Annotated in this window: 20 protein-coding genes; 16 read left to right on the plus strand and 4 right to left on the minus strand. The window is 28.8% G+C overall.

Features of this window, described 5'->3' with window-relative positions; translation table 11 throughout:
- The first annotated feature begins 5 nt into the window (after positions 1 to 5).
- The 14 genes from ACWOBP_RS05035 to ACWOBP_RS05100 all read left to right on the plus strand — a co-directional run bounded on the left by ACWOBP_RS05035 (position 6) and on the right by ACWOBP_RS05100 (position 15,906).
- Complete coding sequence (locus ACWOBP_RS05035; protein ID WP_455337748.1) at positions 6 to 1,097, plus strand: hypothetical protein; 1,092 nt, start codon at positions 6 to 8, stop codon at positions 1,095 to 1,097.
- A 771-nt stretch (positions 1,098 to 1,868) separates the two neighbouring features.
- A complete protein-coding gene (locus ACWOBP_RS05040; protein ID WP_455337749.1) occupies positions 1,869 to 2,351 on the plus strand; it encodes a hypothetical protein in 483 nt (160 codons plus the stop codon).
- Entirely contained in the window at positions 2,341 to 3,252 is a 912-nt protein-coding gene (locus tag ACWOBP_RS05045; protein ID WP_455337750.1) for a glycosyltransferase family 2 protein, read from the plus strand. The genes ACWOBP_RS05040 and ACWOBP_RS05045 overlap by 11 nt, the downstream gene beginning before the upstream one ends.
- A 3-nt stretch (positions 3,253 to 3,255) precedes the next feature.
- Entirely contained in the window at positions 3,256 to 4,359 is a 1,104-nt protein-coding gene (gene wecB, locus ACWOBP_RS05050) for a non-hydrolyzing UDP-N-acetylglucosamine 2-epimerase (protein WP_455337751.1), read from the plus strand.
- 16 nt (positions 4,360 to 4,375) lie between these two features.
- The gene (locus tag ACWOBP_RS05055) at positions 4,376 to 6,286 is read left to right on the plus strand and encodes an HAD family hydrolase (protein WP_455337752.1); all 1,911 of its coding nucleotides are present in this window, start codon (positions 4,376 to 4,378) and stop codon (positions 6,284 to 6,286) included.
- 3 nt (positions 6,287 to 6,289) lie between these two features.
- The gene (locus tag ACWOBP_RS05060; protein WP_455337753.1) at positions 6,290 to 7,741 is read left to right on the plus strand and encodes a flippase; all 1,452 of its coding nucleotides are present in this window, start codon (positions 6,290 to 6,292) and stop codon (positions 7,739 to 7,741) included.
- Between the two features lie 13 nt (positions 7,742 to 7,754).
- Complete coding sequence (locus ACWOBP_RS05065) at positions 7,755 to 8,852, plus strand: glycosyltransferase family 4 protein (protein ID WP_455337754.1); 1,098 nt, start codon at positions 7,755 to 7,757, stop codon at positions 8,850 to 8,852.
- A 76-nt stretch (positions 8,853 to 8,928) separates the two neighbouring features.
- Complete coding sequence (gene rfbA / locus ACWOBP_RS05070; RefSeq protein WP_455337755.1) at positions 8,929 to 9,801, plus strand: glucose-1-phosphate thymidylyltransferase RfbA; 873 nt, start codon at positions 8,929 to 8,931, stop codon at positions 9,799 to 9,801.
- A 2-nt stretch (positions 9,802 to 9,803) separates the two neighbouring features.
- Entirely contained in the window at positions 9,804 to 10,376 is a 573-nt protein-coding gene (gene rfbC, locus ACWOBP_RS05075; protein WP_455337756.1) for a dTDP-4-dehydrorhamnose 3,5-epimerase, read from the plus strand.
- A 107-nt stretch (positions 10,377 to 10,483) separates the two neighbouring features.
- The gene (rfbB, locus tag ACWOBP_RS05080; protein ID WP_455337757.1) at positions 10,484 to 11,512 is read left to right on the plus strand and encodes a dTDP-glucose 4,6-dehydratase; all 1,029 of its coding nucleotides are present in this window, start codon (positions 10,484 to 10,486) and stop codon (positions 11,510 to 11,512) included.
- Between the two features lie 146 nt (positions 11,513 to 11,658).
- On the plus strand, positions 11,659 to 12,498 hold the full coding sequence (gene rfbD / locus ACWOBP_RS05085) for a dTDP-4-dehydrorhamnose reductase (RefSeq protein ID WP_455337758.1): 840 nt from the start codon (positions 11,659 to 11,661) through the stop codon (positions 12,496 to 12,498).
- A 167-nt stretch (positions 12,499 to 12,665) separates the two neighbouring features.
- Positions 12,666 to 13,370 carry a hypothetical protein gene (locus ACWOBP_RS05090; protein WP_455337759.1) on the plus strand — a complete coding sequence of 235 codons (705 nt, stop codon included), beginning with the start codon at positions 12,666 to 12,668 and terminating at the stop codon, positions 13,368 to 13,370.
- Positions 13,371 to 13,726: 356 nt separating this feature from the next.
- Positions 13,727 to 14,881, plus strand: a complete 1,155-nt coding sequence (locus ACWOBP_RS05095) for a hypothetical protein (protein WP_455337760.1) — start codon at positions 13,727 to 13,729, stop codon at positions 14,879 to 14,881.
- Positions 14,875 to 15,906 carry a hypothetical protein gene (locus ACWOBP_RS05100; RefSeq protein ID WP_455337761.1) on the plus strand — a complete coding sequence of 344 codons (1,032 nt, stop codon included), beginning with the start codon at positions 14,875 to 14,877 and terminating at the stop codon, positions 15,904 to 15,906. The genes ACWOBP_RS05095 and ACWOBP_RS05100 overlap by 7 nt, the downstream gene beginning before the upstream one ends.
- Positions 15,907 to 16,092: 186 nt before the next feature.
- On the opposite strand, the gene ACWOBP_RS05105 is transcribed toward ACWOBP_RS05100, so the two are convergent.
- The 4 genes from ACWOBP_RS05105 to ACWOBP_RS05120 all read right to left on the minus strand — a co-directional run bounded on the left by ACWOBP_RS05105 (position 16,093) and on the right by ACWOBP_RS05120 (position 18,960).
- Positions 16,093 to 16,440 carry a hypothetical protein gene (locus tag ACWOBP_RS05105; protein ID WP_455337762.1) on the minus strand — a complete coding sequence of 116 codons (348 nt, stop codon included), beginning with the start codon at positions 16,438 to 16,440 and terminating at the stop codon, positions 16,093 to 16,095.
- 442 nt (positions 16,441 to 16,882) lie between these two features.
- Positions 16,883 to 17,452 carry a CYTH domain-containing protein gene (locus tag ACWOBP_RS05110; RefSeq protein ID WP_455337763.1) on the minus strand — a complete coding sequence of 190 codons (570 nt, stop codon included), beginning with the start codon at positions 17,450 to 17,452 and terminating at the stop codon, positions 16,883 to 16,885.
- Positions 17,440 to 18,009 carry a tRNA (mnm(5)s(2)U34)-methyltransferase gene (locus tag ACWOBP_RS05115; protein ID WP_455337764.1) on the minus strand — a complete coding sequence of 190 codons (570 nt, stop codon included), beginning with the start codon at positions 18,007 to 18,009 and terminating at the stop codon, positions 17,440 to 17,442. Before ACWOBP_RS05115 ends, ACWOBP_RS05110 begins: the two co-directional genes overlap by 13 nt.
- A gap of 21 nt (positions 18,010 to 18,030) precedes the next feature.
- Positions 18,031 to 18,960: an SAM-dependent methyltransferase gene (locus ACWOBP_RS05120; protein ID WP_455337765.1), complete on the minus strand. Its 930-nt coding sequence runs from the start codon at positions 18,958 to 18,960 to the stop codon at positions 18,031 to 18,033.
- Between the two features lie 593 nt (positions 18,961 to 19,553).
- On the opposite strand from ACWOBP_RS05120, the gene ACWOBP_RS05125 reads away from it, so the two are divergent.
- Together ACWOBP_RS05125 and ACWOBP_RS05130 are read left to right on the plus strand one after the other, a co-directional pair.
- Complete coding sequence (locus ACWOBP_RS05125) at positions 19,554 to 19,835, plus strand: DUF6110 family protein (protein WP_455337766.1); 282 nt, start codon at positions 19,554 to 19,556, stop codon at positions 19,833 to 19,835.
- Position 19,836: 1 nt separating this feature from the next.
- Positions 19,837 to 21,891: a heavy metal translocating P-type ATPase gene (locus ACWOBP_RS05130; RefSeq protein ID WP_455337767.1), complete on the plus strand. Its 2,055-nt coding sequence runs from the start codon at positions 19,837 to 19,839 to the stop codon at positions 21,889 to 21,891.
- The last annotated feature ends 140 nt before the right edge of the window (positions 21,892 to 22,031 follow it).

The raw sequence follows: 22,031 nt of genomic DNA on the forward strand, positions 1-22,031 counted from the left end.
AAAAAATGAAACAAATATCTTATGTAATGGCTGTGGATTGGAATTGGATAAAGCAGAGACCACAATTTATTGCCGAAAAATTAGCGGAAAAATATAGATTAAAGGTATTTTACAGGTATGGATATAATAAAAAAGTGTTATCAAGTAATGAAATTAATAATAGTAATTTAGAGCTGATTCCGGTATATACAATACCGTTGATTCATAGATATAGACATTTAAAGTGGTTCAATAATAAACAACAAGTATATTTTCATAAAAAATCAATAGAAAGATTTAATTCGGATTTTATTTATTTAAGTCATCCTAGACAGTACCCATTTTTAGGAACAAATACAAAATCGAAAATTATTTATGATTGTATGGACTATCACAGTTATTTTTGTAATTCAACAGAGGAGATGTTGAAAATTCAAATGCAAGAAGAACAGTTGATAAAAAAAGCTGATGTAGTTTTAGTATCTAGTTTGAAATTAAAAGAAAATCTAATAAATGATTATTCGCTATCTATAGAAGAACAAAATAAGTTATACTTGGTGAGAAATGGTTATAACGGAGAAATTATTAAAAACAAAAATCAAGATGAAGCAAATAAGGACAAATTAGTTATTACTTATGTTGGGACAGTTAGCCACTGGTTTGATTTTGATACAATTTTAAAAAGTCTTGAAGATTTTGAAAACATTGAATATAAGATAATAGGGCCGATTGATAATGTAGAAGTTCCTCAGAATAGACGAATTAAATATGTAGGTAGTGTTAATCATGAGAACATATACAAGCATATTAAAAATGATGATGTTTTAATAATGCCTTTTAAAGTCAATGAAATAATAGAAGCAGTAGATCCTGTAAAACTATATGAATATATAAATTTCTCTAAAAACATTATTTCTATAAAATATAAAGAAATAGATAGATTTGATGAATTTGTATATTTTTATAATAATTACAATGAGTACAACGCTATTATCAGTAGATTGGTTAAAGACAGATCTTTAAAATATACTGAAGAATCTAGATTAAGTTTTTTAGAAAATAATACTTGGGATAAACGAGTAGAACAAATATATCAGATATTAGAAAGGTTTGAGTAGAAGAAAATGAGGATATACAAAAGTACAATTATAGAATTATACTATTATTTTCTATTATCTTTAATATTAGGTATATATTTAATTTTACCATTAAAATTAGATACACTAAGAAATTATTTAACAATTTTTTCACTAGTTATATTAGTAATATTTTTCCCTTTATATTTAAAAAATATTAAAAAATTTACTGTATTTACAAATACTTATTTTTTTGGTATTGTGTTGACTTTATTTTATGGGATATATTTGGGGAATTCGAAATATAGTTATGATTTCAAAGATATCTTTTATGGGTCTAGACAATATATTTGGATTTTATTATTTTGTCCCCTCTTAGCAACTATTAATAATAGAGAGTTTAAATATTATAAAGTTTTAAATAATATAATAAATTTATTGCTCTTATCATTAGGATTAAGAACCATAAGTTGGTTAGCATATTCATTTTTCAAGATAGTTATATTTCCTGGTTTCTTATATGAGTATGGTGATTTATGGTACAGGAATGAGACATCAATTAGAATAGATGGGACGCCTCTAATTACAATAGGTATTTTAAGTGCTTTGTATTTGTATTTGAAATTAGGTGAAAGCAAGTACCTTTATAAAACTATAGCAATTTTACTATATATTATACTAGTTAATCAGACGCGAATTCTTTTAATTTCTGTGATACTAGGGATGGCAGTGTTAATAATTTTTTCGAAAAGAATTAATAGTATTTTTAAAATGTTGTTAGCGATCCCAAGTTTGATAGTGTTATATTTAATAATGAGATTTTTAATAAATTATTTAGGATTAACTTCGGATGCTATTGATTACGGTATTGGATATAGATATTGGGAATTAGATTATTATTTACAACTAATATCAGATGGAGAATGGGTAAGAGGATTAGGAATTTTAGTTTCTATTAACCCGTTTAGTAATATAGTATTATATGGTCCATCAGAGGTAAATAGGTGGTATTTAGATGACTTAGGCTTTATAGAACTATTTGTACAGTTTGGATTGGTTTCAATCCCTATGTATGGAATATTATTGTATAAATTATTAAATTTATACAATAATAAATATATAGATAAGATTGATAAAGCTTTTATGCTATCGTTATTTTGGGTTATCTTGATAACATCAATTTCATTAAATATCTATGGAATTCAGAGAAGTTTTTCGTTATCAGTAATAGTAATGATAATGTGTTATTTAGATAAATTATCAAAAAGAAAGGAGATAAGTAAAAATGGAAGCTAAGGTTTGTATAATTATTTTAAATTATAATAATTATGAAGATACAATTGAATGTATAAAGAGTATAAAAAATGTTATTCCTTTCCAAATGATAGATATAGTTGTGGTAGATAATAATTCTACAAATGATAGTGTTAATATGATAGAAAATCAATTTCAAGATATTATAATGATAAAAAGTAATGTAAATAAAGGATACGCTTATGGAAATAATCTAGGATTAAAATATGCGATAGAAAATAGATATAGATATACGTGTGTATTAAATAATGACACTATAATAACAGAAAATTTTTTAGAAGCATGTATTATTGAGTTAGGTAAAGATGTTGCGTTTATTAGTCCTACATTAATGGAATATAGTGATAAAGAGTGCATTCAATCGACTGGTGGAGATATTTTAATTGATAGAGGGGGAGTGACTAGGAAAAATAATGGGATGAAAAGAAATCAGCTTCCAAACATAATAGAAACGGATTATGTAGGGGGTGCATGCATGTTTTTTAAAACTGACATAATAAAAGAATTAGGATTTATTCCAGAGGAGTATTTTTTATTTTATGAGGAAACAGAATGGTGTTATAAGGCTAAGAAATTAGGATATAGAAATCTATGTTTAACGAATACTTACATTTACCATAAAGGATCCGTATCTATAAGTAAAATAGGGGGATTGTCTGACTATTTAATGAAGAGAAATAGGGTAGTATTTGTAAAGAGAAATATTAATAGTAAAGGAAGATATTATATATTTATTTCTGAATTATTTTTAAAAGAAATTCTTAGAGCAGTATTTAATAAAAAGGTAAGTATCAATAATATTAAGGCGTATTCAGATGGAATACGTGATAAATTTAGTAAGAAATATTCAGAAATCATGAAAGATTTTTTAATTACGAGGTGAAAAATGAAAAAAATAATATTGGTATTTGGAACAAGACCAGAAGCTATAAAAATGTGTCCATTAGTAAATGAATTAAAAAGAAGTGGGAATTTTGATGTGAAAGTATGTGTTACTGGACAACACCGAGAAATGTTAAATCAAGTATTAGATGTTTTCAAAGTTGAACCAGATTATAATTTAGATATAATGAGAGATAATCAAACTCTATTCACTATTACGACATCAATTTTAGATAAAATTAAACCAGTATTAGAAGATGAGAAACCAGATGTAGTTCTAGTACATGGAGATACAACAACTACATTCGCTACGGCATTAGCTGCATTTTATCTTGGTATAAAAGTAGGGCATGTTGAGGCTGGATTAAGAACTTATAATATTTATAGTCCATTCCCAGAAGAATTCAATCGTCAAGCAGTATCTATTGTATCTAATTTCAATTTTGCACCAACGGAAAAAGCCAAAGAAAATCTTTTAGTAGAGAAGAGAGATGAAGATACAATTTACGTTACAGGTAACACAGGTATAGATGCATTAAAAACTACGATTAATCCAGAATATAAACATGAATTATTTGATTGGATAGGTGATGATCGTCTAATTATGTTAACAGCTCACAGACGTGAAAATCTTGGTGAACCTATGGAAAATATGTTTAAAGCTATTAAACGTGTACTACAAGAAAATAGTAATGTAAAAGTAATTTATCCTATTCATAAAAACCCTAAAGTTAGAGAAGTTGCTAATAGAATATTTGGTGAAGAAGATAGAGTTAAATTAATTGAACCATTAGAAGTTATAGACTTCCATAATTTCCTTAATAAGAGTTATTTAATTTTAACTGATTCTGGAGGAATTCAAGAAGAAGCACCATCATTAGGAAAACCAGTACTTGTGTTAAGAGATACTACTGAAAGACCAGAAGGTGTTGCCGCTGGAACATTAAAACTGGTAGGAACGAAAGAAGAAGATATCTACAATAACTTTAAATTATTATTAGAAGACAATGAAGAATATAAAAAAATGAGTCAAGCAAGTAATCCTTATGGAGATGGTAAGGCAAGTGAAAGGATTGTGGAAATACTAAAAGAATATTATATAAAGTAGAAAGATAGGTGATAATATGAAAATGAATGATACAATTTATAATGCATTTGATTTTTTTGATACTGTAATACATAGAAATTGTCACCCTGAGGTTATTTTATTTTCTTGGGCTAAAGAAGTAGCTAATAAGCTTAAGTATAGGGTATCTCCTTCCCAAATATATAAGATTAGAAAGAGAATAGAAATACAATATAAAAAAGAAGAAAACATAGAGGAATTAAAGTATTCTTATTTACTAGAGAAAATATATGAAGAAATTAGCAAAATTTGTAAAATTGAGTATACAGGTTTAGAATTTGTTTTTCTTACTAGGAAGATAGAGTTAAATATAGAAATTGAAAATATATATCTTGATGATGATACAGTAGAGTTAATTAAGAGTAATAAATCGAAGGGACAGAAAAATATATTAATCTCTGATTTTTATGCGGATACTAAATTTATTACAGATATACTGAAATCATTAGATATTTATGAATATTTTGATGAGATTTTTATTTCAAGTGATTACGGTGTAAGAAAATCTTCTGGAAATTTATATAAAGTAGTTACAAAAAAATTAGGTATTCCTATGGGGAATTTGAAAATGATAGGTGATAATATAGAATCAGACTATAATATTCCAAAATCTATGGGGATTGAAGCTATTCATAGGGAATATCATGATAATAATACAATTATTACAAACAAAGAGTTAAGTAAGATGTACGATGAAATTTTATTTAGTAATTCAAATGAAAAACCATTTAATGGCTTTTTAGCAGATATCGTTTACTTTATATCGAAACTACATGAAAGACTAGTGAAAAATGGTATAAAGAAGGTTTCGTTCTGTTCAAGAGAAGGACAATTATTAAAAGTATTATTTGACATGTATCAAGAGATATTTTTTAAAAATGATATTATTGAATCAAAGTATCTATATGTATCAAGAAGATCAACTTTATATCCATCATTTAGTAAGGATTTAGATACAGAAAATTTTGAGATTATTTTTAGACAGTGTAAGAGAATTAGTTTAGAAAACTTTTTGGCAAATTTGGATATCTCAGATGATGACATTAATAAAATAGCATATCAAATGGAGGTAGATAGCAATATTGAACTTGAATCAGAATCTAAGTTGTTAAAAAAATTAAAAAATAATCAGTTATTTGCAAAGTTATATTTAGAAAAGAAGAAATTATCCGAAGTGTTTAGCGAGTATATTAGTGAGTTTTTAGATAATGATATATTGAATTTAGTTGATGTGGGATGGAAGGGGACCATTCAAGATAATATTCAGAAATCACTTCCTAAGCTTAATATCAGAGGATATTATCTAGGACTTATTTTTAATGATTATAGTTTTGTACAAAAAGAAAATAAAACTGCTTTATTGTTTACTGATTATCCTAATAAATCCTTAGGTTTTGATATATTATATAGAAATTTTGGATTTTATGAAGAAATTTTTGTTGCTGATCACGGACCAGTAATAGGATATGAGAAAAAAGGAGATGGTATAATTCCCATCTTTGATATGGATAAAAAACATACGAATATATATAGATTTGTAAAAGAGTATCAAGAAAAGATGATAGTGGGTTATTCTGAACTGCTAGAATCATATAAAAAGACCTGTTATTTACCAAATGAGAAGTATATATTGACATTAGAAAAATCATTAAAAAAAGAGTGCCTATTTATTCCAAAAATAATAGATTTGGAGAGTAAATTAAAAGCAAATACAGAAGAAAATTTTGGGAATATAAAGGAAAATAATGAGATAAAGCAAGTTAATTTTAAGAGAGTGTTGAAAACGAGAAAAGACTTTTTGTGGGTTGATTATTATTATAAACTAGTACCATTTAAAATTTTAGCAAATGCATTATGTAGATTAATTTATAGAATAAAATGGTTTCAATATATATACGGAAGGAAATAGAAAATGAGAGTTAACAGTATTAAGTATAATGCGTTAATGAACATTGTGCTGACACTTTCTAACATAGTATTTCCATTGATTACTTTTCCATATATATCAAGAGTTTTGAGTCCTGAGGGAGTGGGTATAACAAATTTCTTTTTTGCAATTGGAAATTATTCAGTTTTAATCGCAACTTTAGGAATGGGAACTTATGGAATAAGGCAAATATCAAAGAGTAGAAATGATAAAGAAGAATTGTCTAAAACAATGCAAGAATTAATAATAATAAACCTAGTCATGTCTCTTTTTGTGTTGTCTATTTTAATCATACTAACATTTTTCATAGAAAAGTTTAATAATGAATTGGGATTAGTTATTATAACATGTTTGACGGTTCTTTCATCAGTTTTCTCATTAGGATGGTTATACAGTGGATTAGAACAATATGATTATATAACGAAAAGATCTCTTTTTTTCAAAATTATTTCATTAATATTAATATTTATACTTGTAAAAGATAGAGAAGATTATATAGTATATTCAAGTATAACGCTTTTTTCTACACTTGGATCTAATATAATGAATGTCTATCATAGTAGGAAATATGTTTCATTTAAATTGAAAAAAAATTTAAAGTTTAAAAAACATATTAAACCTATATTATATTTATTTTCATCGCTATTAGCTGTCAATGTGTACACAAATTTAGATACAGTTATGTTAGGATTTGTGAATGGTGATGAAGCTGTTGGATTATATTCAGTGGCTTCCAAAATAAAATGGTTGTTATTAATGTTAATAACCTCTGGAAGTGCAGTTTTATTGCCAAGATTATCTTTATATGTAAGTAATAAAGAGCGTGATAAGTTTAATAAAATATTGAAAGATACTACTTCGTTAATATTAATGATATCCATTCCAATGGCAATATATTTTATATTTATGGCAAAAGATAGTATAAAATTATTAGGTGGAGAAAGTTTTTTAGAGGCAACATTTACTATGCAGATATTAATGCCCATTTTAATAATTTCAGGTTTTTCTAATATTATGGGGAATCAAATATTATTACCATTAAACAAAGAAAAATATTTTATGTATGCTGTGACTGTTGGGGCAATTATTAATTTAATATTAAATGTATTCCTTATTCCAATATATGGAATAAGTGGGGCAGCAATTGCAACGTTAGTAGCAGAATTTGGACAAATGAGCATACAGTGGAAGTTTTCTAAAGATTACTTGAGAGAAAATATATCAATTAATACAATATTAAATATAATTTCTTCAGTAACTATAAGTAGCATATTCCTATATCTGCTATTAGATTCGTTAAACTATAGTGCATTTATTAACTTAGTAATATCTTCAGTGCAGTTTTTCTGTACTTATGTAGTGGCCCTTTTTGTTTTAAGAGAAAAAATATTGATAGAATTATTTAAAAATATTAAGAAAAGTTTTATAAAAAAATAGAAGAGAGATGGCTATGAAAATTAAAATACCGAGAATAATTTATAATAAAGAACAATTAAAATGGGACTGGTCTGGTACCGGAGTAAATTTAAAGAAATCTTTAAATAAATATATTGATCTTGAAGAAGTTAATATAAGTATTGATATTACTGATAGAATAAGAAGAAAAGTAATGAAAAAAGTTAGATTATTTAATGATTTTGATCTGGCTGCTATTAAGAGAGCAGATAAGAAAATAAAAAATAGAGAAGGAATATTTTTAGGTTTTGATGAATTTCCTAAAAAAAAGAATAGTGAATATTTATCAAATTATATATACCAAGATTTATGTGTAGAATATTTGTTTGATATATCAAACAAAGATCGTAGATTATTCGAGTACAGTGGTTTTTCACAAGTTCCTAAACAATCCTTGAAGATTAGGACGGAGAGTCAAAAAGAATATTATAGTAGTGTTAATCATGTATTTACGATGAACAACTGGTTGAAGGAATATATGGTGAATAACAAAATAATAGATGAAAATAAGATTTCTCATGTTGGCGGAGGGGTGAATGTAGATCCACAATTAATAGACTATTCACTGAAAAAAGGAAATAAGTTTCTTTTTATTGGTAAAGATTTCACTAGGAAAGCTGGTGATTTAGTTTATAAAGCATTTAATGAACTTCAAAAAGAATATCCAAATATAGAATTGTATATAATTGGTCCTTCTAAACTTTCGTTTGAGAATACAAATCCTAATATTTATTATTTAGGAGAAATTCCAGCTGATAAATTATCGTATTATTTCAATATTTGCGACTACTTTGTGATGCCTTCTCGTTTTGAAGCATATGGCTTGGTTTTCATAGAAGCATTATCTTATGGATTACCTTGCATAGGTAGGAGAATACATGAAATGCCTTATTTTATAAAAGAAAATGAGACTGGATATCTTTTAGAAAAAGATGAGGAGAATCCAGAAGTTTTAGCATCTTTTATGAAAAAACTAGTACTTAATGAACAGATTGGAGAAAATGTTAGAAAAAACAGAGAATATTATATTAATACATATTCTTGGGACAGAGTAGCTAAAAATATGATAGAAATAATAGAAAGAACATGTTAGAAATAAATTAATAAATTTTAGTGTAGAAAGCTAGTAGTAAATAAGAAAGAATAGAATATTTTAGAAAGGACTAATCATGAAAGGAATAATTTTAGCAGGAGGAAGCGGAACACGCTTATATCCTCTTACAAAGGCGGTATCAAAACAATTGATGCCAATATACGATAAACCAATGATTTATTATCCGATGTCTACCTTAATGCTTGCGGGAATTAAAGATATCTTGATAATATCTACACCAAAAGATACTCCACGTTTTGAGGAGTTATTTGGAAATGGTAATGAATTGGGTTTAAATATAGAATATAAAGTTCAAGAAAGTCCAGATGGATTAGCTCAGGCGTTTATCATTGGAGAAGAATTTATCGGTGATGAATCTGTGTGCTTAATTCTTGGAGATAATATATACTATGGTGGTGGACTTAGCAAGATGTTACAACGTGCTGCTAGTCGTCCAAGTGGTGCTACAGTATTTGGATATCATGTTCATGATCCAGAGAGATTTGGGGTTGTTGAATTTGATAAGGAAATGAAGGCTGTATCAATCGAAGAAAAACCAGAAAAACCTAAATCTAATTATGCTGTAACTGGTTTATATTTCTATGATAACAAAGTAGTAGATATTGCGAAAAATATTAAACCATCTCCAAGAGGAGAGTTAGAGATAACAGATGTGAATAAAGCGTATTTAGAAAAGGGTGAATTAAATGTAGAACTTTTGGGACGAGGATACGCATGGTTAGATTCAGGAACACATGAATCATTACTAGAAGCAAGTAATTTTATAGAAACGATAGAAAAACGTCAAAATCTTAAAGTTGCATGTTTAGAAGAGATAGCTTATCGCATGGGATACATCGATAGAGAACAATTGATTAAATTAGCACAACCATTGAAGAAAAATAATTACGGACAATATATGTTACGTATAGCTAAACAGGAGTTATAATAATGAGAGTAATAGAAGCAAAATTAAAAGATGTAAAAATAATAGAGCTAGATGTTTTCGGCGATCACCGTGGATTTTTCACGGAAAGTTATTCTGAAGAGAAGTATAAAAAATTAGGTATAGATTTTAACTTTGTTCAAGATAATCATTCATTATCAGTTGAAGCTGGTGTTGTTCGTGGATTACATTTTCAAAGAGGAAATGCTGCGCAAACAAAGCTTATCCGTGTTGTAACTGGAGCAGTTCTTGATGTTATTGTTGATATGAGAAAAGGAAGTCCTACATATGGACAATGGGAGAGTTTTATTCTTTCAGAACATAATAGAAGACAACTTCTAGTTCCTAGAGGATTTGCTCATGGTTTTGCGACATTAACACCTAATGTTAACTTCATGTATAAGTGTGATAATTATTATAATGCAGAAGCAGATGCAGGTATTGCATTCGATGATAAAGAGCTTGGAATTGACTGGCAGATTGATTTATCAAAAGCTATTACATCAGAGAAAGATGCTAAGCACCCTACATTTAAAGAATATGAAGCAAATAATGATTTCGTATATGGAGAGATATAATAACTAGCATTATTTTGATTTTTATTATAAAACTCTACCTACTTTATGTTGGTGGAGTTTTCACCATATAGAGTTTAGAAGAATAAATATTTTAATGAGGTAAATAAATGAAGAATATTATAGTAACAGGTGGAGCTGGTTTTATCGGTTCTAACTTTGTACATTATGTTATAAATAATTATCCAGATATTCATGTAACTGTTCTGGATAAATTGACTTATGCGGGGAATAGAAAGAACTTTGCTGGACTTCCAGAGGACAGATTTGAATTAGTAGTTGGAGACATTGCTGATGCTGAACTGGTTGATAAATTAGTTAGTAAGACTGATGCAGTAGTACACTATGCAGCTGAATCTCATAACGATAATTCACTAAAAGATCCATATCCATTTCTACATACGAATATTATTGGGACATATGCGTTAATCGAAGCTTGTCGTAAGTATGATGTTAGATATCATCACGTATCTACTGATGAAGTATATGGAGATCTTCCTTTACGCAAAGACTTACCAGGAAAAGGTGAAGGAGTAGGAGAGAAATTTACAGCAGAAACACCTTATAATCCATCAAGCCCATATTCATCAACAAAAGCAGGCTCAGACTTGCTAGTAAAAGCATGGGTGCGCTCGTTTGGGCTTAAGGCAACTATATCGAACTGTTCAAACAACTACGGACCCTATCAACATATTGAGAAATTCATTCCAAGACAAATAACTAATGTATTATCAGGGATCACACCAAAATTATATGGTGAAGGTAAGAATGTAAGAGACTGGATTCATACAGAAGATCATTCATCAGCAGTATGGACTATTTTAACAAAAGGTAGAATAGGAGAAACTTACTTAATCGGTGCAGATGGAGAAGAGGATAATAAAACTGTTATTGAGTTAATCCTTGAATTAATGGGTAAAGATAAGAATGCTTATGAACATGTAAATGATCGTGCAGGGCATGACCTGCGTTATGCGATAGATGCTTCTAAATTACGCGATGAATTAGGATGGAAGCCACAATTCACAAACTTCCGCCAAGGATTAGCTGATACTATTCGTTGGTATGAAGAAAACGAATCTTGGTGGAAAGAGCAAAAAGAAGCAGTAGAAGCTAATTATGCTAAAAATGGACAGTAATAAAAAAAGGGTTGACCCGAAAGTAATAGTCCTAGATTAAAAAAATCTATATGAGAATTCATAAACTTTGCGGGGGTGACTTGACAAAATTGATTTCTCCGAAATCACAATTTTTGAGTCACTCCTTTTTATTAGGAGGTAATATAATGATACTGATTACAGGTAGTAATGGGCAACTAGGTAGTGAATTAAGATACCTTTTAGATTTAAGAGATATTTCTTACGTAGCTACAACAACAAAAGAATTAGACATAACAGATAAAGATTTAGTTAGCAGATATGTTAAGGAATTAAATCCTAGTGTAATCTATCACTGTGCAGCATATACAGCAGTCGATAATGCTGAAGATGTTGGTCGTGAAGACAATCACAAAGTAAATGCAGAAGGAACGCGTAATATTGCTTTAGCAGCAAAAGAATGTGGAGCAACTTTTGTGTATATTAGTACTGACTATGTTTTTGATGGAACTTCTGAAATAGAATATTTACCAGAAGATGAAACTAATCCACAAAATGAATATGGTCGAGCAAAATTAGAAGGTGAAAGTGCAGTACGAGAATTATTAGAAAAATACTATATAATTCGTACATCATGGGTATTTGGAGAATATGGAAATAACTTTGTATATACAATGCAAAGATTAGCTAAAGATCGTGATAGATTAACAATTGTAGCAGACCAATTTGGAAGACCAACATGGACAAAAACATTGGCAGAGTTCATGGTATATTCAGTAGAAAATAATGTAGAATACGGAACATATCATTTATCAAATGATAATAGCTGTTCATGGTATGAATTTGCAAAGGAAATCCTAAAAGATAAAGAAGTGGAAGTAATACCGATTGAATCTAAGGATTTTCCACAAAAAGCAAATAGACCAAAATATTCAATCATGAATTTAGAAAAAACAAAAAAAACAGGATTTGAAATCCCAACATGGCAAGAAGCGCTAGAGAAGTTTTTAATTAGTGTTAAGAAATAGTAAGACTAATCTTATGTAATTATATCTGCTTTTGATAGCTTAGAAAATAATCAGAATAATAGTTTTAATTGGGAGGAACACATGTATGATTATTTAATAGTAGGAGCTGGCTTGATAGTTTAATAATAAAATAGAAAATAATTAGTAAAGGGAGAGATTTGTGTAGAATGGAAGATATTATGAACAAAATTGAAGTAGCTGATTCAGCTAAAGTAAAAAAAATTTTTAAGGAGCTTGTTAGTGAATATTTAACACCTGCTTATGGTTCCATGTCAAAAAGAGAATTTGATATTTTACTTTTTGTGAAACTACAGCAATTAGAGATAATCGGAGAAAATCCTGATTTATATGAAATAGTTTCTAGTTTTAAAGTAACAAGAGCAAAAGCAAGAAATTTATTATATGAGTCTAAGATGCGAAGTTCTTCCAAAGATAAATTGAATGAAGAGTTACGAAAATTATTAATTAATCCTATTATTTTAAAAGAGAATGACAAAATAGCTATAGAAGTGAATAATCCCTTTTTATCAGATCATTTAAAGTGGAAATTAAAACAACTAGGTCATATTACAGATGGCTCATTTTCACCGGAGTTGATTAAATTAACTTCGGAAGCATATGTAGATCTTTTTACTGAAATGCTTCCAGAGGAATCACAAGAGAAATTATTGAAAGAATTGATAAAGTGTGGAGCAAAAAATGATACAAGCATTAATGCTATACTTCAAGGTATTCTTAAAAATGTGAGTGGAAAAGTACTTGGAAAAAGTGGAGAAGTGCTAATAGAAAAATATCTAAGTCCTTTGATATATGAAAAAATAGAAGAATTATCTAATGTATATAAAAAGTATTTTGAAGAAATAAAAGATTAAAGAGCGACACAATTAAATTATTATGATGTTAGGCTTATTCTTTTTTAAAACCAATTGAGCATACGCTCAGTTGGTTTTTCAATATTATAAAGAGAAAAATGTATTTTTGTTAATATATAATTATTTACTATTTTTAAATATGGAGTGAGTCTTTTGTTTACATACTTATAGATTAATTTTTTTTTATTTATTTATCATATTATTTATTAGGTGTTATGTTTGTATTCTATTTTAATTTGGTGTAGAATGAAGGTGGAGAGGTAGTGAATTTTATAAAAATTTTTTTACAAAAGTTGATTGTTTAAATCACTGTAATTTTTATAGATTTACTGGAAATTAAAAAGGGGGAAAGTACAATGAATAATAAAAAAATTATAAAATTTCCTGTAGGGAGAAAAGAGTGTACAGGAGTAGTAAATAGACCATGTGGAGATTTTGAACTTGGTCAAGGTTATGATCAAATAAGATTCTCTTCTAAGAAAGTTGAATCTGATTTTAAAGAATCGATGAGACTTTTCACAGAATTTATTGAATATATGGGAAGTTCTAAGTATCTAACTAATATTGAAAAAGCTATAAACCTATCCAAATATAATGTAGATGCTAGGGTTTGGGAGATAGTTAGTAGAGATTGTTCAGAGTTTGATATTGAACAAGCATTGAAACAATTAAAAGAAGAGGCCTATAGTTTCGATGAAGGGGTAATTATCGGCAAATTATTTCCAATTAATTACTTTTATTTAAGAGTTTGTCAGCATCTAGCGGAATTTTATCTAGGTAGTAAGCTGTACAATAAAGTAATCAAAGCATACGAACCATTATATATAGTTTTAGATATGGATAATGATATTTCTATGCCGATGTATTATAATTTTATAGTAGCTAGCCTTATATTAAATGATTTTAAAGGTGTTAATCGTTATTATAAGTTAGCGAATAAACATGGAAGAAATGGTGATGATGTAATTTTATTATCAAAAGTATTTTATCATTTGATGCAGGGAGAAGAGAAAGAAGCGGTGGCTTTTTTCAATAAGCTTATTAAGAAAAATAAATATATTTCTGATGTATTGGATAGAATTGCTAATCCAGGGTTAGTAAAATTCAGTACTGATGATGATTACAAGTATGTGGATGCTTTAAATACTATTATGAAATTTGATTACTTTATAAGTAAACATTTTTATTTCGATTTTCTAATGAGTATAAGAGAAAGTAAATATGTTATTGGCGATAAACTTGACAAGTATGCCAATCGTAAAGAAAGAACGGTTGCTGATATGAGAAAAGACAGAGCGTTTATGGCTATTAGAGGTAAAGAATTAGCTATTATGCATGAGAATTTCTTATTAACAAAAGAAGATTTCTTAAAAATTACTAAGTTAGATTTCTTAAAAATAAAAGGTTTAGGTAAAGGAACTATTAGAAACTTACATTTAAATGGTGTAATGTTTGCAGACGATAGTGAGTATGATATTAAAACAGAACTTATGGAGGGCGGCCTATGGTAAAACAGGATAAAAATTTTGACAGGTTGCTTAAAGAGTTTTTAGAAAATGAGGGTAAGAACTTTTCAAATAGGGACGAGGCTATCAAGGTGTTTCAACGAATCCAGGCTAACGTTGCTGAGAATTCTAAATTAGATGGAGCTGTTGTGGATATTGCTTATACTATTGATGATAGTGATATGAGTGTAGTTGAGAAAATACATGTTTTGCGAAAATTGCATGAGGGGAATAAGAGTGCATTAGAGCGTGCTATTGACCTTAAGCAAAATATTTTAGATTCAAAGATTCTAGAAGATATTGAACAGTTGGTTTTGGCAGATATTCTAGTTGTAAATTATATTGAAGCTGGTTTGTACCAAGAAGCTCAAAAACTTTATGAACTTATGCTTATGGCGAATCCATCAGATTTATTAGATATTGTAGACGAACTGACTTTTGTTTTTGTTCGTTTGAATAGAGTGGATTTAATGATGAAGCATATTGGATACTTTGAATATGAAAAATCGGAAGCTACTTTATTGTTGCTGAGTATATTTAGTATAAACCAAGAAAAATTTGACGAAGCTCATTATTACATGATAAAACTTAAAGAACTCAATGAGTATACTGGTAATATATTTAAATACGGATTTGCTAGGATTGAAGAGTTTATAGAAGGTGATTTAGGAGATGAAAAGGAAGATGGGCAACCAAAACCATTTGAAATCTTCTTCGCAGCAAGAATAGCTAAATATTATTTGACTAATAAATATCATTATGAATTGTTAGAGAAATTCTATAAAGCGGATATGGAAAGTAGACAAAGATTAACAGTCGAAGGTCGATTGAATATTTCCAAGGAAATAATGAAAAAAGATTCTATCTTTGCTGGTATGGAAAAACAATTGAACAAGTTTATCAATGTTGAGTTGTATAATAAAGAGATTATTGAATCTTATACAGAAAAAGAATTAAAAAAGTTAGAGGGTATAGGAGAAGGAATTATTAAAAAGCTAAAAAATAATGGTGTGAAGTTTAAAGAGAAATAGCACATACCTTTAATACGTGTACATACAAATTTATAAAAATTTATGAATTTCGTTTATATTATGAAAGTAAAAAAGAGAAGAGTTTAATGTTTTGAAAATTTGTATATACAAAAATAAAAAATCTGGGAAAAGTGAGTGACTCGAAAATTGATTTTGTTGAGTCGATTCATAATTTCCCAGATTTTTTTATTCAAATATTTTAGCTAAAAAGTCTTCGCTAAGTGTATATATTTTTGGATTTTTCTTAATTACTGTAATCTTATCTTCATTTTCTGCTAAATATTTATTTAAGGTTTTTTTAGAAATTCTTAAAACATTAGACACTTCGCCATGGCTTATTAAAGCATCTTTAGCACTAAATAAATGACTCTGTATAAGTAAGAATAGTATATTTTCAAGTTTTTCATCAGCAATATTGTCATTAATATATTTTCTAGCTATGAACATTTTTTCAATATTTTCTGTTAAGAAAGATAATATATGCTCTTGTTCTGAAACTAAAAGTTCTAAGTTTTCTTTAACAAAGAGAGTCATATCACCTTTGTTTAATGGATGTGATCTTAATAAAGGGATTGATTTTAAGCGAAGTAACAGAAGTAGAAGGAGAATTGATTCTATTGTTATATTCATTTTCTATATCAAAATAAAAAGTGAGCTCAAAATGGAAAAAAAGGTCAAAATTTCCATTTTGAGAAGAAAAAGTGAGTTCAAAATGGAAAAAAGGGTCAAAATTTCCATTTTTGGATTAGAAAAGTAGCTCGAATTGGAAAAACTAGGAAAAATTTCCATTTTGGGAAGAAAAGAAGGATTCGAAATGGAAAAAAAGGTCAAAATTTCCATTTTGAAATTAGAGTGTAAGTGAATATTTGTGTTCCCATAATAAGGTATAACAAAAAAACTCCCGTTTGAAATTACTCAAAGACTATTGTTTTAGGCAAATCTCATAAGGGAGGTTATTTTAATATATTTCAGTTTATCATTTTGAATACTCAACAGCTCTTGCTATTTTTGGTTTTGCTGGATTTTTGTCGATATTGTTTTCTTCTAATAATTTCTCGAATGCGATTAATCCTGTTTCGTAATTTTTTGTCTCGAATTCTAATTCATAATCGATGATATCATTGAAAAAAGTCGTTTTGTCAAGTACTAACAAGCCACTTTCTAAAGAAACTTCGTGTCTTAATGTCTCGATTTTTTGAATCAGCATTGGAGTTTTAATCTTCACATTCATTCGCTCTAGTTCAGCGATAATTTCATTCGGTAAGATTGGCAGTACTGTTGGCTCTTTTGGATATCTTTCATCAAGAGGTACGTTTATCTCAATATTTTGAGTTTCACCTTTTACCTTTAGAGTCATTTCTGTTTTTTTATTTGTATAACGAATTCTTAGTGCTGCCCCGATTTTCTTGAAACTTTCATCTGCATCATCATAGTAGAAATTTTTGTTTATTATTTCTTCAGAATTCTTTAAGTCATATTTTTCAAATAGTACATCATATTGATCTTTTGTCAGTAAGTTTTTAAATTCTATTTCTATTTCTCGCATGAAATTTCCTTTCTTTTTTCAATCGCAATAATAAATGGCGCGTTGTTTTTTTGATTAATGAATTGATAAACCAATACTTCGACTTCTTTTTGATCGAGATTTTGGAGTTCATTTAACAATGCTTCTTTTTCTACCTTACCATTCTCATGCCCCCAATAGACAACAATAACAATTCTCCCACCGATTTCTAGGTGTAATAAGAATTTTTTAATTGTCGCAAGTGTCGTCTCAGCTAATGTAGTAATCTCATGATTTGCATTTGGTAGATATCCCAGATTAAAGATAACTGCACGGATTTTTTCATCTATATACTTATCAAATTCAAAATGTGAATCAAGAATAATTTCGCATTTGTCCGTCAGCTCAGCTTCTTCGATTAGTTTCGTAGTGTTTTCTATTGCCAATTGTTGGATATCAAATGCATAGACCTTTTTAGCTGAAGTCTTCGCTAGAAACAATGTATCATTACCATTTCCAGCAGTAGCATCAACAACGATTGAGTTTTTATCAATAACTTCTTTTAATAATTTTTTGCTAAAAGCTAATACCTTATCCATATTATTATCCTTATTATAAAATTATTTTTGTCTGTCTGCTTTCATTTCAGAAAGAATATCATTAAGTTCGTAGTAGTTATCGCTAGCTATTGTAAAGTCAAGTGAGGTATTAATAATCTCAGCTAATAATTTTGAATTATCACTTGTATAGTCTTCTTCTTTATTTAAGTTTACTTTAAGACCTGTGACAAGTTTCTCTAATTTTTCAACTAAATCAGCTTCCGTAGTTTCATCATTTTCATCGAATTCTTTAGTGTAGTCTTTGATATTGAAGCTAAGTCCATCTTTTAATGGTGCGATATATAAAGCACGTAGGTTATTTACATTCTCACCAACTGCAGCTGATAGTTCATGTAGAGGTGCTGTATAAATTTTCTCATCTTCTGCACCGGCTTGCTCAATAACTGTAACTTCATGATCATAAGGATAGAATGACATTAGTTCGTCAGAGACATTAGCCGCAGTTAAATCATCATAACATTGTGTAATAAGTAGGTGTTGTAGTGGATTAACCTGTTTTAACGTCTCAAGTGCAGTAGCATCAACTAGGGCGAATCCTTCAACAGGATCGAACTTCGCTGAGTTAAAACAAGAATCTAAAAAGCTTTCACCACCAATGATTTTTACGTCTCTACCACTGTTTATAAGCAGTTGAGTAGTTAGTTCAGCAACCATAGGATGTCCAGGAACAAGATACATTACATCGTTAGCCTCAGCAACTTCAAGAATATAATTCGCAATACCGTTATATGTATTTTCAAAATTTTCACTTTCTGTATAAAATCTATCACAAGTTTCAAACGTGATATTATTCTCCTCCAAGAAAGAAATTGCAGGGTGCTCCTTAGTACGCGCGATTACCTTAGCATTAGTGTTATCTAATAGAAGTTGTTTAATATTTTCTTTAATGTTAGAACTATCATTAGGTCCAAGTCCAATAATATAAATCATAATGTGCTCCTTATTGTATGTTTAGTCTATTTAATTTTAAATATAGTGATTCAAAAATTGTGATTTCGAGGGAATTAATTTTGTCGAGTCAACCTCATTTTTCAACATTGTTATTATAACATAAATTAAGTTTTGAGTTGATAAAAATATTTATTTGAGTATTATTAATTCATTATTCAAATATTCAGCATTGTATGATTGAAATTTGAGTGAATTATAAAAAATAATGATATATTTTACATTAATAAACAAGATTGTTCACTACAGTAAAGAGAAGAAATATTCCCTTGGAAATTTAAGTTTCCCTGGTGAAGATTTATGAGATATGGTGTTTTTAGAGTTAAATTATTATGAAATATAGGTAAAATATATTGTAAAACTCTAAGAAAATACAATTTTCAAAAGTAGTTTGATAAGAATAAAACATTAAATTTTTGACTATACAAGTGATATGTAAAGTAAAAATATTTTCAAAATACGAAGTTTTTAGAATATTAAATGATATTAGTTAAAGCTTGATATATTAGGATTTACATATATTTTTTAAAGTGATATAATAATATAAATACAAAGTATATAAGGAGGAATTAAATATGTCAATCAAAGCATTAAAAGTAGCAAAAGCTGCACTTAAAACACCAGGAGTATTCGCAGGAGGAGTAGCATTCGGAACTTTAGGTCTTAAACTTTTAGCAAGTAAGGATGCAAAGAAAGGTTACTCAGTTGTTTTATCAAAATTATATAAAGCAAAAGACGGAGTAGAAGGGACAGTATCAAACATTAAGCAACATGCTGATGATGTTGTAGCGGATGCTAAAGACTTATACAAAAAAGAAAAAAGAGAAAGCAATCTTCAAGAATTAGAGGAAAAATAAGATGGATTTTAAAATACTACATCTTTCAAGTGCAAGAGCGAGAGTTAGAGCTGATTTTCGCTTGACACCAGATGTAAAAGTATATTTTAAAGAACAGGCATCAAAAATCGAAAATATACAAAAAGTGGACTTTTATCAAGATGAGTACACTTTTGTCGTTATGTTTAAAGATGGTTGTAACAGTTGTTTACAAGAATTCTTTAAACTAGTAGATAAAGAAAGCGTTAAGGACTGTTACGAAAATCCAATTGTGGTAGCTGAAGAAAGTCCTTATTCAATAATTGTAGATGCCATTTTTTGGCGTGCGATGTCGAAATTATTCGTACCACTTCCACTTAGAGCCATTCACACATGGTGGAAAGCATCAGGATATTTAAAAGATACGCTGAAATTATTAGGACGCAAGCAAATTACTATGGAAACGCTGGACTCTGCAGCAATCTTAGTCTCATTAGCGACGGGAGCTCGTGAAACGGCAAGTTCTATTATGTTCATCCTGGAATTAGGAGAAGCTCTAAACAACTGGTCTGAGAAAAAATCTGTAAAAGTACTAGAACAAAGCCTAACTTCTATGGATAGAGAAATCTGGCTTGTTGAAGAAGAAGGTAATAGAAAAGTAACTTGTGCAGAGGTGAAAAAAGGCGATATAATTCTAGTTTCAGAAGGAAACGAAATTCTATTTGATGGTATTGTGTTGAGCGGGGGAGCTAGTGTTGATGAAAGTTCATTGACAGGAGAAAGTTTCCCGATTGTAAAGAATATTGGGGATGAGGTCTATTCTAACACGATAGTTGTTAACGGTGAGATTAAATTGAAAGTAGAAAATCCACAAGTTAATGGTCGTATCCAACATTTAATTCAATTGATGAAAGATTCTGAAAGTAGAGAAGACACATATCATTACAAATATATCAAATTAGCCGACAGTATAGTAAAATATAACTTCTTAGCGATGGGACTAACGTATTTATTTACAAGATCATTCGCGAAGGCGATGTCGTTTTTATTAGTAGATTACTCATGTGCATTGAAATTATCAACACCTGTAGCATATCTAACTACTATAAAAAACCTAATTGATCAAAAAATTGTGGTAAAAAATTCAGTAACCCTTGATAAATATGAGGATATAGATACATTTGTTTTTGATAAAACAGGAACAATCACAGTATCTAAACCATATATTCAAGAAGTACTACCATTTTATGAATATTCTTATGAAGAAGTTCTTAGAATTGGAGCGTGTTTAGAGGAACACATCTATCATCCAATTGCCAGTGCCGTTGTAAGTAAGGCGGAAGAAGATGGAATCGAGCATGAAGAGATGCACACAGAACTTTATCATATCGCTTCAAAAGGGATAGTATCTCATATCGACGGAGAGAAAGTAGTTATCGGAAGTAGACAATTGCTAAAAGACGAAGGTATAGTTGTTACTGCTGAGCAAGAACAAATTATAGCCAAAAAACAAGAACAATATAACTTATTATTCTTAGGATATAAAGGAAAATTAATCTCAATTTTCTGTGTAGATATCCCATTAAGAGATGAAGCTGGTGCAGTGTTAACCGAGCTTAGAAATAGAGGTAAAAAGGTAGTTCTCTTAACAGGGGATAATGAACTTAGAACTAAGAAAATTTTAAAAGATGTAACTTTTGATGAAGTACATACAAGTATGACGCCAGTTACGAAATTTGAATACATTAAGAGTGAAAAAGAACAAGGACGTCGAGTTCTAATGATAGGTGATGGTCTAAATGACTCAGCGGCATTATCAGAAAGTGACGTAAGTATTGTTATGAGCGAAAGTGCGGATCTTTCAAAACAAATTAGCGATGTTGTCCTAAAATCAGATTCACTAAACTCATTATTACTATTATCAGATGTTTCAAGAACACTACGTGCACAAATGAGTAATAACGTTAAGAGTACGGTATCGATTAATAGTTCACTAATATTCTTAGGATTAATAAATGTATTACCATCAAATTTATTAGCATTACTACACAACTTAACAACATTTAGTATCGTACTTAAGAATTTTAATATTAAGTAGAGAAGATTAAAAGGTGATGAGCTGATTATGTTGTGAAGAAGGGGACTCTTCTTTCGAATATGTAAACTAAATAATAAAACTCGAGTCTGGGGAAATATAGATTCGAGTTTTTGTTTTAAGTTGTTTTCTCTAGAAATTAT

The organism is Gemella parahaemolysans, assembly GCF_053758945.1.

Excerpts from the sequence above, each read along its gene's own strand:
- ACWOBP_RS05035 (WP_455337748.1), top strand. The coding sequence starts at position 6 with ATGAAACAAATATCTTATGTAATGGCTGTGGATTGGAATTGGATAAAG.
- ACWOBP_RS05040 (WP_455337749.1), top strand. The coding sequence starts at position 1,869 with ATGAGATTTTTAATAAATTATTTAGGATTAACTTCGGATGCTATTGAT.
- ACWOBP_RS05045 (WP_455337750.1), top strand. The coding sequence starts at position 2,341 with ATGGAAGCTAAGGTTTGTATAATTATTTTAAATTATAATAATTATGAA.
- wecB (WP_455337751.1), top strand. The coding sequence starts at position 3,256 with ATGAAAAAAATAATATTGGTATTTGGAACAAGACCAGAAGCTATAAAA.
- ACWOBP_RS05055 (WP_455337752.1), top strand. The coding sequence starts at position 4,376 with ATGAAAATGAATGATACAATTTATAATGCATTTGATTTTTTTGATACT.
- ACWOBP_RS05060 (WP_455337753.1), top strand. The coding sequence starts at position 6,290 with ATGAGAGTTAACAGTATTAAGTATAATGCGTTAATGAACATTGTGCTG.
- ACWOBP_RS05065 (WP_455337754.1), top strand. The coding sequence starts at position 7,755 with ATGAAAATTAAAATACCGAGAATAATTTATAATAAAGAACAATTAAAA.
- rfbA (WP_455337755.1), top strand. The coding sequence starts at position 8,929 with ATGAAAGGAATAATTTTAGCAGGAGGAAGCGGAACACGCTTATATCCT.
- rfbC (WP_455337756.1), top strand. The coding sequence starts at position 9,804 with ATGAGAGTAATAGAAGCAAAATTAAAAGATGTAAAAATAATAGAGCTA.
- rfbB (WP_455337757.1), top strand. The coding sequence starts at position 10,484 with ATGAAGAATATTATAGTAACAGGTGGAGCTGGTTTTATCGGTTCTAAC.
- rfbD (WP_455337758.1), top strand. The coding sequence starts at position 11,659 with ATGATACTGATTACAGGTAGTAATGGGCAACTAGGTAGTGAATTAAGA.
- ACWOBP_RS05090 (WP_455337759.1), top strand. The coding sequence starts at position 12,666 with ATGGAAGATATTATGAACAAAATTGAAGTAGCTGATTCAGCTAAAGTA.
- ACWOBP_RS05095 (WP_455337760.1), top strand. The coding sequence starts at position 13,727 with ATGAATAATAAAAAAATTATAAAATTTCCTGTAGGGAGAAAAGAGTGT.
- ACWOBP_RS05100 (WP_455337761.1), top strand. The coding sequence starts at position 14,875 with ATGGTAAAACAGGATAAAAATTTTGACAGGTTGCTTAAAGAGTTTTTA.
- ACWOBP_RS05105 (WP_455337762.1), bottom strand. The coding sequence starts at position 16,440 with ATGACTCTCTTTGTTAAAGAAAACTTAGAACTTTTAGTTTCAGAACAA.
- ACWOBP_RS05110 (WP_455337763.1), bottom strand. The coding sequence starts at position 17,452 with ATGCGAGAAATAGAAATAGAATTTAAAAACTTACTGACAAAAGATCAA.
- ACWOBP_RS05115 (WP_455337764.1), bottom strand. The coding sequence starts at position 18,009 with ATGGATAAGGTATTAGCTTTTAGCAAAAAATTATTAAAAGAAGTTATT.
- ACWOBP_RS05120 (WP_455337765.1), bottom strand. The coding sequence starts at position 18,960 with ATGATTTATATTATTGGACTTGGACCTAATGATAGTTCTAACATTAAA.
- ACWOBP_RS05125 (WP_455337766.1), top strand. The coding sequence starts at position 19,554 with ATGTCAATCAAAGCATTAAAAGTAGCAAAAGCTGCACTTAAAACACCA.
- ACWOBP_RS05130 (WP_455337767.1), top strand. The coding sequence starts at position 19,837 with ATGGATTTTAAAATACTACATCTTTCAAGTGCAAGAGCGAGAGTTAGA.